Here is a 13,770-nt window from a genome sequence, read left to right on the forward strand (position 1 = left end):
GAGACTATCGCGTTCCGCTCTTGACATCGTCGGGCCGCGGTGTGAGCCTGGAATCAATTCTTTGACACTAGCGTCAAAGAATAGATCTGACCGTGCAACGATGCATCGAAACGGGGCCGCACATGCTTGACCTTCTGCTCACCGACGCCAAAGTCCGCACCTTCGATCCGAACCTTCCGTGGGCGGGCGCCGTCGGGATTCTCGGTGGTCGAATCGCATTCGTCGGGGCAGCGGATGAGGCTCCGAAGGCGCGAGGGGTCAGGCATCTCGAAGGGCGGTTGCTCACGCCGGGCATCATCGACAGCCATAATCACCTGCTGCTCGGGTTCGACCCAGACGCCGTCAGCCTTGAGGGTGCAGAGACGCTGTCGGAGGTTCGCCGTCGAATTCGCGAACTCGCCTCGCAGCGTCCGGAGCTGTCGTGGGTGTGTGCCGAGAACGCTGTCTACTCAGTGGTGGAGAACCGTCGACCCAACGCGGCCGACCTTGCCGGCCTCACGGACCGACCGATCTTCGTCACCACCTACGATCAGCACTCAGTATGGCTCAATGACGCCGCGTTGGCAGCGCTCGGAATCAGCGATGGGCGCGACATCGCGTGGGGAAACCCCGAGTTCGGACCCGACGGGCGCCCAACCGGTTGGGTCACCGACTTCTATACCTCGGCGATGACCAGCGCAGGACTCGAAGCGCTGCAACGCGACATTCCCATGTACTCGCCCGATCGGCGGTACCGAAAGCTGCTCGGAAGCCTCGAGATGGCGACACGGTCAGGCATCACCACCGTCGTCGAACCGCAGGTTCCTGTTGCGGAGATCGGGTTGTTCGAACGAGCACTGAGTGAGGGCAGGCTCTCGTCGCGGGTCATCGCCGCTCTCTTCCACCCGGTCGATGCCGCACCGGAATTTCGCCAGGACCTGAGAACCGCAGTCCACGATGCCCCACGAACTGACCGTCTCCGCTTCGGGCCGGTCAAGCTCTATGCCGATGATGTCATCGAGCCGCACACCGCGTGGATGCTGGACGACTACGCCAACCGGCCGGGCCACCGTGGACACCCCTCGGCACCGATCGGCGAACTGAGCAAGATCATCACGGAGCTCGACCGGCTCGGCTTCCAGACGCACACTCATGCCACTGGTGACGGAGGAGTCCGGCTCGCGCTCGACGCCATCGAAGCCGCCACGGTGGCCAATTCGACACAGGATCGTCGTCACGGAATCGTCCACGTCGAGTGCCTCCACCCCGACGATCTGTCTCGATTCGCGTCTCTTGGGGTGACAGCAGCGATGCAGCCGCGCCACGCCTCTCCCGATCTCATCGAGGGAACCTGGATGGAGAATGTCGGCGAGGCGAGATGGGACCGCGCCTGGAGAGTCCGGTCGCTCATGGATTCCGGTGCTCATGTCGCGCTCTCGAGCGACTGGCAGGTCGGGGAGATGGATCCGTTGGTCGGCATCTATTCTGCGCTCACCCGTGCAGGTCTCGAAGGCAGGACGTCGTGGACGACTGCCGAGGCCATCACGCTCGATCGAGCGCTGGAAGGCTACACGCGGCAGGGCGCCTGGGCTTGGCATGAGGAGCAGAATCTCGGAGTGATCACGGTCGGGGCGAAGGCGGATCTGGTCAGCTGGTCTGCCGATCTCTACTCTCTCGATGCGGCGGGAATCCTTGAGCAGCGAGCCGACCTGACGATTGTCGGCGGCGCCATCGTCCACGACGCGGAGGGTCGATCCGCGTCCGATCTTCGCGTCGACGCCGCTGCCAAGACTCGAGGCAAGGAACTGAGCTGCTCTGGCCACGTACACGACTGACGAAGCTCCATCCGACGAATCATCTGGAAGGCAGAACAATGCGAACCGATTCAACGAAGAACCGTTCGACGAACGCCGAAGAGTACGAACCCGGTGAGAGGAAAGAGATTGAAGCAGACGGTGCCCGCAGACTGCGCAGACGCCTGCGACTGCGACACATCGTCTTCCTTGGACTCGCGTACATGGCCCCTTTGGCAGTGTTCGACACTTTCGGCATCGTTGCCGAAACGACCGACGGACGTGTGCCCTTGGCATACATCATCATCTTCGCCGCAGTCGTCGTCACTGCGCTGAGCTACGCGAAGATGTCGAAGTACTATCCGCGAGCCGGATCCGCATACACCTACGCCCGGGAGACGATCAATCCTCACGTGGGATTCATGGTGGGGTGGGCCGCTACGCTCGACTACCTTCTGCTGCCGATGCTCAACGCTCTCCTCGCTGCGATCTACATGGGCGCTGTCCTGCCAGAGGTGCCGTCGTGGATCTGGGTGATCTCGACAATCGTGATCTGCACGATCCTCAACGTCGTCGGAGTCAAACTCGCGGCCCAGGTCAATGTCATCCTCGTCGTCGTTCAGCTCGTTGTCGCTGCCGCATTCGTCTTCTTCGCCGTCCGGAACATCATCGTGGGTGCTGGAGGAAGCGAGCTGAGTCTGATGCCCTTCGATCCCAGCGGAGTGCCGACCGGAGCCCTTCTGGGAGGCGCATCTCTGCTCGCTCTGTCGTTCCTCGGGTTCGATGCGGTGACCACGATGTCAGAGGAAGCGGTCAGACCCACGGTCGACATTCCTCGCGCGATCATTGTCATCGTCATCTCTGCCGGCGTGTTCTTCGTCGTGGTCACCTACACCATGCAGGTGCTCTTCCCTGATGTGTCGACGGTCGGTGACATCGTCGGTGCATCGCCGGAGATCGCGAAGTACATCGGTGGTGCGGCGTTCCAGGCGCTGTTCGTCGGCGGGTACATGTTCGCAGTCCTCGGCTGCGGGCTGACCCAACAGATGAGTGCGGCCCGCCTTCTCTACGCCATGGGACGAGACGGGACCTTGCCGGAGCGGGTGTTCGGACGGATCAATCGCAGGTCCGGAGTTCCTGTGGTCAATATCGTCATCATCGCCGTGCTCGCCTCCACGGCAATGTTCCTCGACCTGGAATCGGCGGCCTCGCTGATCAACTTCGGTGCCTACGTTGCCTTCGGAGCGGTCAACCTCTCGCTGATCCTGGCCACGTTCAAGTATCTGCGACCCGCAGGAAGAATCGGCGTCTGGGCAGGATATGTTCTTCCCGGAGTCGGCCTCGTCATCAATGTCGCCTTGTGGCTGAGTCTTGACGCGAACGCGAAGATCGTCGGTGTTGTCTGGGCCCTGGGTGGCTTCGTCTTCCTGCTTGTGCGCACCCGCGCCTTCAGAGTCTCGGCACCGACGATGGCCGAGCCGGAACTCGACTGAACGCTTCGGACTCTCCGGCGGCAGATGCTTCGTCTCGGCCGAGCCCGAGTGCTCGGTCGGTGCGGAGTTCGCTGGCAGCCACCGCCTCGGCGCTCCAGTCCTGCCGGGCGAGGTCGGGCACGGCGTCGATCATGCGCTCCTCCCAGGACCGACGCCACTGGGCTGGGAACGACCGCCGCAGCAGGTCGACCATGATCGGCACTGCGGTCGAGGCACCGGGGGAGGCGCCGAGGAGACCGGCGATCGATCCGTCGGCGGAGACGACGAGCTCGGTGCCCTGCTGCAGGACTCCGACCCGCTTCGGATCGGGTGTGACGAGCTGCGCCCTCTGGCCGGCGGGAATGAGCTCCCATTCATTCGGTCGCGCATTCGGGTAGTACTTGCGCAGCTGTGCGAACTTCTTCGCTGGGCTCGCGGCGAGCTCGCCGATGAGGTAGCGGACGAGGCTGAGATTCTGCAGGCCCGCAGCGGCGACGACGTGGAGGTTGTCCGGTCGCAGGGTGGTGAAGAAGTCGCTGAGGCGACCGTGCTTGAGCAGCTTCGTGCTGAAGGTCGCGAACGGTCCGAAGAGGAGATGCTCCTCATCGTCGACGACCCGCTTGTCGAGATGCGGCACCGACATCGGGGGAGCGCCGACATCGGCCTGCCCGTAGACCTTGGCATTGTGGCGTCTCACCACGGCGGGGACAGAACACCGGTAGAACGCGGCACCGACCGGCAGCACCGCATAGCCCTTGACCTCAGGAACACGGGCCTTCTGCAGCAGCCGCAGCGCGAAGCCGCCCGCGCCGACGAACACCGTTCCCGCCCGGATCGCGAACCGGCTGCCACCGGTCGCAGGCGTCTCGCCGATCGTCCCCGTGACCATCCAGCCGTCACCGTCTCGACTCAGACCGGTGACGGTGTGCCCCGTGAGCACCTCGCCCCCGCCTTCAGCGGTGATGACCGACGTCAATGCCCGGGTGAGGGCACCGAAGTCGACGTCCGTGCCACGGCGGACCCGAGAGGCCGCGACCGAGCCGTCGGGCCCTCTGCCCTCCATCGTCAGCGGTGCCCACGCGGCGATCTCCTCGGCATCCTCCGAGTACTCCATATCGGCGAAGAGCGGATCGGTCCGCAGCGTATCCACCCGCCGGCGCAAGTAGGCGACGTCGCGGTCGCTGAAGACGAGATTCATGTGCGCCGTGCGGTGGATGAACGTCGCAGGATCGACGAGGCCCGCCTCGGCGAGATGCGACCACCACTGTCGGCTGAGCTGGAACTGCCGGGCGATCGCGGCAGGCTTCGTCCCGTCGTTCGGATCGGGCATGTAGTTGAGTTCGCAGAACCCCGAGTGACCGGTGCCGGCGTTGTTCCAGGGGTCGCTGCTCTCGGAGGCGAGGTCGACGGACTTCTCGAGCACGACGATCCGCCACGACGGTTCGAGGACGGCGAGCATCGACCCGAGGGTCGCTGACATGATGCCGCCGCCGATGAGCACGACATCGGCATAGGGGAGAGTCTCGGTTCGCGGTGTGCGGGGCATGGTGTCCTCCATGTCGGATGCAGGTCACGGGCGGGTGTTCCCGGGCCGTACCACCACGATCCTCCCAAACGAATCATCCGTCCAATGAGTGGATCGATGAGTATGATCCGAATATGGATGAAAAACTCGATGCCCTCGTCCCGCATCTCAGGGCACTCGTCGAACTCGCCGATCAGGACGGTCACATGACCGACGCAGCCGCGGTCCTCGGCATCCCCCAGTCGACGATGAGTCGGCGCATCCACGGCCTCGAGGACCACCTCGGCGTCCCGATGGTCGTCCCGCGGGGGCGCACGGTCGGTCTCACTCAGCAGGCCAGGGACCTCGTCGCGGAGATCCGGGCTCCGCTGCGGGAGATCGGGATCGCGATCTCCGACCTCGCCGAGGCGGCCGATCCCGACCACGGCGTCGTCCGCTTCGGCTTCCCCCTGACGATGGGCGCCGGGGTCATCCCCGATCTTCTCGCCGCTTTCAGCGACGCCCATCCCGGGATCCGCCTCGACCTCAAACAGGCCCACGGAGCCGTCCTCGTCGACGACCTGCAGGCGGGTCTGCTCGATCTCGCGATCATCATCCCGCCGCCGAGGGAGCTCGCGCACGAGGTCCTTGCACGTCAGACCGTCGTCGCGACGGTCCCGGCCGACCACCGGTTGGCCCGGCGCCGAATGATCTCCTTGGCCGAACTCGCCGACGAACGGTTCATCGCCAACCCCGAGCCGTACAACCTGCGCACCCTCACCGACGCGTGGTGCCTGGCTGCCGGATTCGTCCCCGAGGTGAAGACCGAGGTGACGGAGTTCTCGACGATCCGCGAATTCGTCAGTCGGGGCATGGGCATCGCCCTCATCCCGCGCAGCGTCCGCCCCATCGAGGGCCTCACCGAGGTGGAGCTGAGGGGAACGCACGTCCGGGAGATCGCGCTCGTCTCCGCCGTCCGCCGGCCCAGCCGGGTCGTCGCGCGGCTGCGCGACTACATCACCGAGGCGGCAGAGGAGTGGGGAGAGGGGTCTGCGTCCTAGCCCCGCCACTCCTTCGCCGCGCTCACGGTGCGGAAGGACCGGACGAGGGCGAGAGTGGCAGGGGATTGAACGCGTTCAGCGAGTTTGGCGAGGAGGATCCGCCGCGGTGCCGGATTGCCGCGGATCGCGACGACCCTGACGTCGGGACCGTGCGCGCGCACCGCCAGCCGCGGGGCGACTGCGACGCCGAGACCTGCCGAGACCATGCCGAGCAGCTCCGGGTAGTCGTTGGCCTCGAAGACGATGTCCGGGTCGAACCCGGCATCGCGGCAGATCCGCTCGAGCACTGAGGCGACCGGGTGCGAGGACCGGGTGATCCATCGGTCGTCGGCAACCTCCTCGAGATCGACGATGCGTCGGCGCGCCAGACGGTGCCCGGCCGGCAGCAGGAGCATCGTCGGCTCCTTGAGCAGTGTGGTCTGCACGGGGATGTCCTGCCCGATCGGCGCCCACGGATAGTCCCAGAGTGTCGCGAGGTCGACCTCCCGGCGCTCGAGTGCCTCCCCGATGCGGTCGAGGCGGTAGCTGCGCACGGTGACCTCGACATCGGGGTGGAGGTCATGGAAGTGGAGGAGGACCTTCGGCATCACCGAGGCGGCGAAGGTCGGGAACGTCGCGATCCGCACTTCGCCGCGGTCGAGCTGCGCGAAGGCCTCCATGTCGTTGCGGGCGGCTGCGAGTGCGTTGTCGATCGTCATCGCGTGCGCGGCGAGCTTGAGTCCGGCGTCGGTCAGGCGCATCCCCTTCGGGTGCCGGACGACGAGCGGAAGGCCGACTTCGCGTTCGAGCTTGCTCATCTGCTGCGACACCGCCGAGGTGGAGAGCGCGAGCTCATCGGCGGCCGCGGAGAGGCTGCCTGTCCGAAACACGAGAAGCAGGAGGAGGAGTCGATCGACGCTGTACGGCGCTGAACTCATGGTTTAAGCATAGCTTAGATCGAGGTAACAAAGTGTTGATTGAACTTAATCATGCTGCGTGACACCGTGAATCGAAAGCCGCATCACCGCGGCGTCGGATTCAGGAGACACACGTGAACGGTCAACTCCACGGACAGTGGTATCGGGGCGGCACATCGAAGTGCTGGCTCTTCATGGGCGATGAGATGCCCGCGGATCGAGCCCAGATCGCGACCGCCCTCGCGGCGGTTTTCGGGTCGGGCGACGACCGGCAGCTCAATGGGGTCGGGGGTGCCTCCTCGACGACGTCGAAGGCGGCGATCATCTCGCCCTCGGCGATCCCGGGCATCGACATCAGCTATCTCTTCGCCCAGGTCGGGATCGGGCAGACCGCGGTCGAGTTCACGTCGAACTGCGGCAACTGCGCCTCGGCCGTCGCGCTCTTCGCGATCCAGAACGGGCTCGTCCGTGCTGGCGGAGACGTGACCGAGGTGAGGATGATCAACGAGAACACCCGATCCGTCCTCGTCGCCGAGGTGGCCACCCCTGGTCGGGCGATCCCCACCGACGGCGACGAGACGATCCCCGGCAGCGCCATGCCCGGGGTGCCCGTCAACGTCTTCTTCGAGAACGTCGACGGCACCTCGACCGGGGAGCTTCTGCCCGCGGGTGCGGCGACGACGGTGCTCAGTGCCGCCGGGCGCACGGTCACCGTGAGCGCCATCGACGCCGGAGCTCCCGCATGCTTCGTCTCCGCAACCGACCTCGGGATGACCGGCAGCGACACCCTTCCCGAGGTGCGCCTGCGCCTGCCCGAACTCCTCGCCATCCGCGAGTCGGCGTCCCAGGCGATGGGGCTGACCCTGCCCGGTGAGGACCCCAGCCCTGCCGTTCCGAAGGTCGGCATCATCGGTCCTGCCGAGGACTTCACGACGACGACGGGAGAGCGGGTCGCCGCCGCCTCCTACGACCTCTCGGTGCGGATGGTCTCGATGTTCGACCCGCACCCGGCGATCGGCCTCACCGCGGCGATCGCCCTCGCCCGAGCGGCATTCGTCGACGGCAGCCTCGTCCGCTCACTCATCGGCCCGGACCGACTCCTCTCGCGCGGCGGCGAGGTGAGCATCCGCATCGGCACTCCCGCCGGGGTCATCACCTGCGAAGTGCAGCTCGACTCCGCCGGCGACGTCGCCCGACTCGGGGTCAGGCGCGTGGCCAGGCGCATCGCCGCCGCCGACATCGATCTTCCGCACGCCGACACCGCACTGCAGCTCGTCGGCTGACCCCACCCGCTCGGTCATCGGACCGGACGGCACCACGCAACCGCAATCAGAGACAATCACACTGACAATGAAGTTGGAGGACCTCCCATGACCCTCGTCCAGATTCTCATCCTGGTGGTACTGGTGGTGATGTTCATCGCCGCCACAAAGTGGCCGATCAACATCGGCATCATGGGGTTCGTCGGAGCGTTCCTCTTCGGCACCTTCGTCTTCGGCATGGACGACAAGGAGATCCTCGAGGAGTTCCCCGCGAGCATCGTCCTCACCATCGTCGGAGTGACGTTCTTCTTCAGCATGGCCCAGCGCAACGGGACCATCAAGATGCTCGTCGACCTCGCCGTGCGCGCCGTGCGCGGACGCCTCGGCATCGTCCCGTGGATCTTCTTCGTCATCGCCTCGATCCTCACCTCCCTCGGCACGTTCTCCCCGGCGGCCGTCGCCCTGCTGGCTCCCGCAGCGATGGGCTTCAGTGCCGCCTCGGGCTACAGCGGCGTGGTCATGGGCGCGATGATCATCAACGGCGCCCACGCCGGAGCGTTCTCACCGATCTCCGTCTCGGGCATCATCGTCCGCGACATCGCCGCGGAGAACGGCTTCGACATCGACCAGGGCGCCCTCTTCGCCGCCTCGTATGCGATCAACGTCATCGTCACGATCCTCACCGTCGCCGTGATGCGGGTCTTCGGTCGTCTGCGCACCACACCGGAACCCGAGGCCGTGGATGAGGCCGACGGCCCCACCGAGGCGACACCCTCGAGCGGTGCGGGCGCACCCGCGGGCCGCCTCGGCGGGACGGCGGCCCCCGCGGGCACCGGGACGTCGTGGGGCAAGGGCGGAACGACACTCGTGGACCCGGCACCCACCTCGGCGCCGGTGGGGCGCTCCGTCCTCACCCCGCAGGTGTGGCTGACGCTCTCCCTCATCGCGGTCATGGTCATCGGTGCGGTCGGCTTCGAGCTGCCGATCGGATTCCTCGGACTCACCTGCGGTCTCGTCCTCGCATTCACCTCGATGAAGCACTCGGACACGTTCGTCTCGGGGATCTCGTGGTCGACGGTGCTCCTCGTCTCGGGCATGATCGTCTACATCTCCCTGCTCACGAAGGCCGGCGTCATCGACTCGCTCTCGACGATGGCCGTCTCGATCGGCATCCCGCTCCTCGTCGCCGTCGTCCTCTGCTACGTCATCGGCATCAGCTCCGCCTTCGCCTCGTCGACGGCGCTGCTCACCGCGTTCATCCCGCTCTCGATCCCGCTGCTCGAGCAGAGCGAGCTCAGCGCGACCGCGGTCATGGCCGCACTCGCGATCTCGGCGACGATCGTCGACGTCTCCCCGTTCTCGACGAACGGCGCCCTCATCATCGCCAACGCGAAGGGCAGTGCGGCGAAGACGATCTGGCGCGACCTCATCATCTACGGTGCGATCGTCGTCCTCCTCGCCCCGCTGCTCACGTGGCTGCTCCTCGTCGTCTCGGGCATCATGTGACGACGTGACAGACGCGGGTGGGCTCCTCCGAACGGAGGGGCCCACCCGTTGTCATGTGCCGGCCGTCCTCGCCGAGGCGGTCGTTCCCTAGGCCCGTGACCGCGCGAGCAGCCTCACGAAGTAGGGAGCGCCGATGAGGGCGACGATGAGGCCTGCCGGGATCTGTGCGGGGGCAATGACGGTGCGCCCGAGGGCGTCGGCGACGACGAGCCCGAGGCCGCCGAGGAGCATCGCGACGGGGATGACCCGGGAATGGCGGCTGCCGACGAGGGCGCGCGCCGCGTGCGGGGCGACGAGCCCGACGAAGCCGACGACGCCGACCGCGGAGACGCTCACCGCTGCCAGGACGGCCGCGGTGATGAGCACGCCGAGGCGGACGGGTTCGCGGGCGACTCCGACGAGCCTCGGCGTGTCGTCGTCGAGGGCGAGGAGGTCGAGCTCCCGACTCCACACCGCGGCGAGCGGGATCGCGATGACGAGGACGAGGGCGACAGGGGCGACATCGGCCCATACGCGCCCGTACGTCGACCCGGACAGCCACGTGAAGATCGCCGGAGTGTCCCACGGGTTCGCGCGGATGAGGAAGAGCGTGGTCAGAGCCGTGAAGCCGTACCACAGGCCGATGCCGATGAGGACGAGGCGGTCGGTGTTCATCCCGCCCCGCCACGACAGGCCGTAGACGATCGCGAAGGCGACGAGTGCCCCGATGATGCCGAAGGTGGAGATGAGGACGACCGTGGCGCCGGGAACGAGGGTGACGACGATGACGGCGCCGAGCCCGGCCCCGCCGGTGATGCCGAGAAGCCCGGGCTCGGCGAGCGGATTGCGCGCACTGGCCTGGACGAACGTGCCCGAGAGGGCGAGCGCGGCACCAGCGAGGAGGGCAGCGGCGACCCGCGGTGCCCGGGAGTCGAAGGCGAAGCCGATCACCGGGGCCGTCTGATCGCGCAGCCACAGAGCGACGTCGCCGAGGAGGTAGAACCGCTCCCCGGTGAGCAGGGCGAGGACGGTGGCGACGAGGAGGCCGACGGTGAGGGCAGTGATGACGAGCGCGGCGCGACGGCCACCGTGCACCGTGCTCCGCGCCGCCGAGGTCGGCTGTGCCGGACCCGTGGTGCGCATCCGGCGGGCGAGGAGGACGAGGATGATCGCGCCGAGGATGGTCGTCGTCACCCCGGACGGCAGGGTGATCGCGGCCGTGGCTCCGACGATCGCGCGGAACACGGCGTCGGCGAGGACGACGATGATCGCCCCGATGAGTGCGGTCGCGGGGATCATCACGACATGCTTGGCGAGCACCGGGACGAACCGCGCGAGCAGGCGGGTGATCACCGGCGCGGCGAGGCCGACGAAGCCGATCGGCCCGGCCAGCGTCACTGCGGTGGCGGTGAGGAGGACGGCGAGGATGACGCCTATGGCCCGCGTCGAGCGGATCGGAACGCCGAGCACCGCAGCCGTGTCGTCGCCGAGGCTGAGCAGATCGAGGCGGCGGGCGAGCAGGAGGGCCGCGGCGACGATGACGGCGATGACCGGGGCGCTGCGCAGGGCGGCCGAGCCGTCGAGCTGATTGAGGGTGCCGGAGCCCCAGGAGAAGAGGCTCGTCGTCTCCTCGGCGAAGAGGATGAGCAGCGTCGACGTGCCCGCCTGCAGTGCCAGCGCCGTGGCGGTGCCGGCGAGGACGAGTTTCGTCGTCGACGCCGCGGCCCCGCCGGCGAGTCCGAGGACGAGCGCGGCGGCGAGGAGCCCGCCGGCGAACGCGACGCCACCGGAGGCCCACACCGGGACGGCGAGCCCGAAGGCGGTGACGAGGGTGACGGCGAAGTAGGCCCCGCCGGTGACCGCGAGCGTGTCCGGGGAGGCGAGCGGGTTGCGGGCCAGCGATTGGAAGAGCGCGCCGGCGACGCCGAGGGCGATGCCGACGAGGACGGCGGCACCCACGCGCGGCAGCCGCGACCCGATGAGGATGTCGCGGACACTGGGGCCCGCCTCGGCGGGGGAGGCGGCACCGGTGAGCGCCCCGAGGAGGTCGCGCAGACCGATCCCCGAGGTGCCCTGCGTGATGTGCCACGCCGAGAGCACGAGGAGGACGACGGCGAGACCGACGAGGACCCCGGTGGCCGTGAGCGCACCGAGGAGCCCGACGCCCCGGGACGGCGCCGCGGCACCGTCCCGGACGTCGGTCTCAGCGGCGTCGGTGGACGTCTGGGTCACTTCGTCAGGGCGCCGACGTAGGCGTCGAGGGCCTGTGCGGAGGACTTCGGGCCGCCGAAGGTCCAGATGCCGGCAGGGAACGGTGTGGCCCGATCCTCCTTGACGGCGGGGATGTTCGCCCAGATGTCGTTCTTCTTCAGCAGTTCGACGTAGTCCTCGGACTCGGGATCCTCGGTGCCGGTGTAGTAGAAGTTCGCGTCGCCGACCTTGGAGAGGCCCTCGATGTCGGTCTGGCCGAGCCCGTAGGCGGGGTCGACCTCACCGGTCCAGACGTTGGTCAGCCCGATCGTCTCCCCGAGCTCACCGATGAGCGAGCCCTGACCGAAGGGTCGGATGGCGACGTTCGAGCCGTTGACCCAGCCGTCGAAGTAGACGAAGTCCGTCGTTTCGGGCTTCGCATCGGCGATGGCCTGCTTCGACTCCTCGACCTTCGCGTCGAAGTCCTCGAGCACCGCCTGTGCGCGTTCGCTGCGACCGGTGGCCTGGGCGACGAGGGAGAACGTGTCCTTCATATAGGCGATCGGATCCTTCGCATCGGCGCCGGTCATGACCATGACGGGCACGCCCTGGTCTTCGATCTGCTGGATGACCTTGTCGTCGCGCGATTCCTTCTCGATGATGACGAGGTCGGGGTTCGCCGAGAGGATCGACTCGACGTTGGGCTCCTGACGGGTGCCGACGTCGGTCGTCGTCTCCGGCAGCTTCTCAGCGGTGTCCCACGCGGTGTAGCCCTTGACGTCGGCGGCGGCGACCGGGTCGACGCAGAGGGAGAGCAGGTCCTCGGTGTACTGCCATTCGAGGGAGACGACCTTCGCCGCGGGCTTGTCGAGTTCGATGGTCGTGCCCGTGTCGTCGGTGACCGAGACCGGGTCCGTCGAGGTCGCGGTCTGGTCGTCGGCGCACGACGCCGAAGTCGACTTCTGTGCGGCGTCATCCGCCGAGGCGTCGGTGTCGGTGGTCCCGCACGCGGAGAGTGCGAGGGCGCAGATCGCGCTCGCCGAGGCGAGGGCGAAGGTGCGTGGCAGTGTGGCCATGGGTGGGTCTTCCTTCTCGTGGGCGCACTCCGGGGACGAGTGCCGGCTGTGACAGGGAGGGGGAGAGCGGTTCAGGGGGCGGTGGTGACCGCGGTCGGCTGCGCCGATGATCGCTGCGATCGGGGCGCGGTGGGTCGGCGCCGTCGGCGCGGCAGAGCCTCGACGCGCACGAGGCCTGTGTCCTCGTCGGTGGTGACGGTGATCGGCAGGCCGTAGACCTCGGTGAGCATCTCGGCGGTGAACACCTCTTCGCAGGTCCCGACCGCGCGCGCTCGTCCCGCATCGAGGAGGATGACGTGGTCGGCGACGGCGGCGGCGTGGCCGAGGTCGTGGAGGACAACCCCGATCGCCGTGTCGTGGTCGTCGGCGAGTTCGCGCATGAGGTCGAGGATCTCCGCCTGGTAGCGCAGGTCGAGGTGGTTGGTCGGTTCGTCGAGGAGGAGGACCCCGGTGTCCTGGGCCAGGCAGGTGGCCAGCCACACGCGCTGGAGTTCCCCGCCGGAGAGCTGGTCGACGGGACGCTCGGCCATGTGCGCGGTGCCGGTGAGGGCAAGCGCCTTGTCGATCGCCGCGTGATCGGTCTCGGTGAGCGCGGCGAAGCGCTTGCGGTGCGGGTGCCTGCCGTAGGCGACGACGTCGTGGACGCTCACCCCTGAGGGGTGCGGGCGCGACTGCGAGAGCAGGGTGACGACCGTGGCGAACTCCCGCGAGGACAGCGCCGAGGACGGTGTCGTCGACCCGCCCGCCGTGATCGAGACGGCACCCGAGTCGATGGGGTGGAGGCGGGCCAGGGACCGCAGGACGGTCGACTTGCCGCTGCCGTTGGGCCCGACGAGCGCAGTGACCCGTCCGGAGGCGATCGAGAGCGAGACGTCGTCGACGACCGTACGGCGTTCGTAGCCGAGACGGAGGCGGGCCGCGTTGAGCGTCGCCCCGCCGTGCGCATCGAGGACGGACGGCTGCGCCTGAGCTGTCATCTTCACAATTGCATAGCCTATCCTAAGTTCCTGGGCGGCGGCGCGAATCGACCGCGATCCGCGCAGATATGGCGA

The 13,770-nt window shown here is 67.6% G+C and carries 10 protein-coding genes; 5 read left to right on the forward strand and 5 right to left on the reverse strand.

Annotation, left to right across the window (positions count from 1 at the left end; all coding sequences use genetic code 11):
• Nucleotides 1–122: 122 nt before the first annotated feature.
• Both ACQ1RG_RS10165 and ACQ1RG_RS10170 read left to right on the forward strand, forming a co-directional pair.
• Nucleotides 123–1,814: an amidohydrolase gene (locus ACQ1RG_RS10165; protein ID WP_009374588.1), complete on the forward strand. Its 1,692-nt coding sequence runs from the start codon at nt 123–125 to the stop codon at nt 1,812–1,814.
• A 38-nt stretch (nt 1,815–1,852) separates the two neighbouring features.
• Nucleotides 1,853–3,265, forward strand: a complete 1,413-nt coding sequence (locus ACQ1RG_RS10170; protein ID WP_009374589.1) for an APC family permease — start codon at nt 1,853–1,855, stop codon at nt 3,263–3,265.
• Here ACQ1RG_RS10170 and mqo read toward each other — a convergent pair.
• Nucleotides 3,222–4,790 carry a malate dehydrogenase (quinone) gene (gene mqo / locus ACQ1RG_RS10175; RefSeq protein ID WP_009374593.1) on the reverse strand — a complete coding sequence of 523 codons (1,569 nt, stop codon included), beginning with the start codon at nt 4,788–4,790 and terminating at the stop codon, nt 3,222–3,224. The two genes, ACQ1RG_RS10170 and mqo, sit on opposite strands and share 44 nt — an antisense overlap.
• Nucleotides 4,791–4,903: 113 nt before the next feature.
• On the opposite strand from mqo, the gene ACQ1RG_RS10180 reads away from it, so the two are divergent.
• Nucleotides 4,904–5,809 carry a LysR substrate-binding domain-containing protein gene (locus ACQ1RG_RS10180; RefSeq protein ID WP_009374594.1) on the forward strand — a complete coding sequence of 302 codons (906 nt, stop codon included), beginning with the start codon at nt 4,904–4,906 and terminating at the stop codon, nt 5,807–5,809.
• Here the strand turns inward: ACQ1RG_RS10180 and ACQ1RG_RS10185 are convergent.
• Nucleotides 5,806–6,726, reverse strand: coding sequence for a LysR family transcriptional regulator (locus tag ACQ1RG_RS10185; protein WP_009374595.1), 921 nt, complete (start codon nt 6,724–6,726; stop codon nt 5,806–5,808). The two genes, ACQ1RG_RS10180 and ACQ1RG_RS10185, sit on opposite strands and share 4 nt — an antisense overlap.
• A gap of 113 nt (nt 6,727–6,839) precedes the next feature.
• Between ACQ1RG_RS10185 and ACQ1RG_RS10190 the strand changes: the two genes are divergently transcribed.
• Together ACQ1RG_RS10190 and ACQ1RG_RS10195 are read left to right on the forward strand one after the other, a co-directional pair.
• Nucleotides 6,840–7,988 (forward strand): PrpF domain-containing protein, encoded by a 1,149-nt coding sequence (locus ACQ1RG_RS10190; protein ID WP_063250223.1) that lies wholly within the window; start codon nt 6,840–6,842, stop codon nt 7,986–7,988.
• Between the two features lie 87 nt (nt 7,989–8,075).
• Nucleotides 8,076–9,473, forward strand: a complete 1,398-nt coding sequence (locus tag ACQ1RG_RS10195; protein WP_131248401.1) for an SLC13 family permease — start codon at nt 8,076–8,078, stop codon at nt 9,471–9,473.
• Nucleotides 9,474–9,560: 87 nt separating this feature from the next.
• Here ACQ1RG_RS10195 and ACQ1RG_RS10200 read toward each other — a convergent pair whose 3' ends face one another.
• The 3 genes from ACQ1RG_RS10200 to ACQ1RG_RS10210 form a co-directional block, all read right to left on the reverse strand.
• Complete coding sequence (locus tag ACQ1RG_RS10200; RefSeq protein WP_131248400.1) at nt 9,561–11,684, reverse strand: iron ABC transporter permease; 2,124 nt, start codon at nt 11,682–11,684, stop codon at nt 9,561–9,563.
• Nucleotides 11,681–12,718 (reverse strand): ABC transporter substrate-binding protein, encoded by a 1,038-nt coding sequence (locus ACQ1RG_RS10205; protein ID WP_131248399.1) that lies wholly within the window; start codon nt 12,716–12,718, stop codon nt 11,681–11,683. Before ACQ1RG_RS10205 ends, ACQ1RG_RS10200 begins: the two co-directional genes overlap by 4 nt.
• Nucleotides 12,719–12,789: 71 nt before the next feature.
• A complete protein-coding gene (locus ACQ1RG_RS10210) occupies nt 12,790–13,695 on the reverse strand; it encodes an ABC transporter ATP-binding protein (RefSeq protein ID WP_063250227.1) in 906 nt (301 codons plus the stop codon).
• Nucleotides 13,696–13,770 lie beyond the last annotated feature (75 nt).

Source organism: Brevibacterium sp. K72, from assembly GCF_050562175.1.
In the GTDB taxonomy this organism is placed as follows: Bacteria; Actinomycetota; Actinomycetes; order Actinomycetales; family Brevibacteriaceae; genus Brevibacterium; species Brevibacterium casei.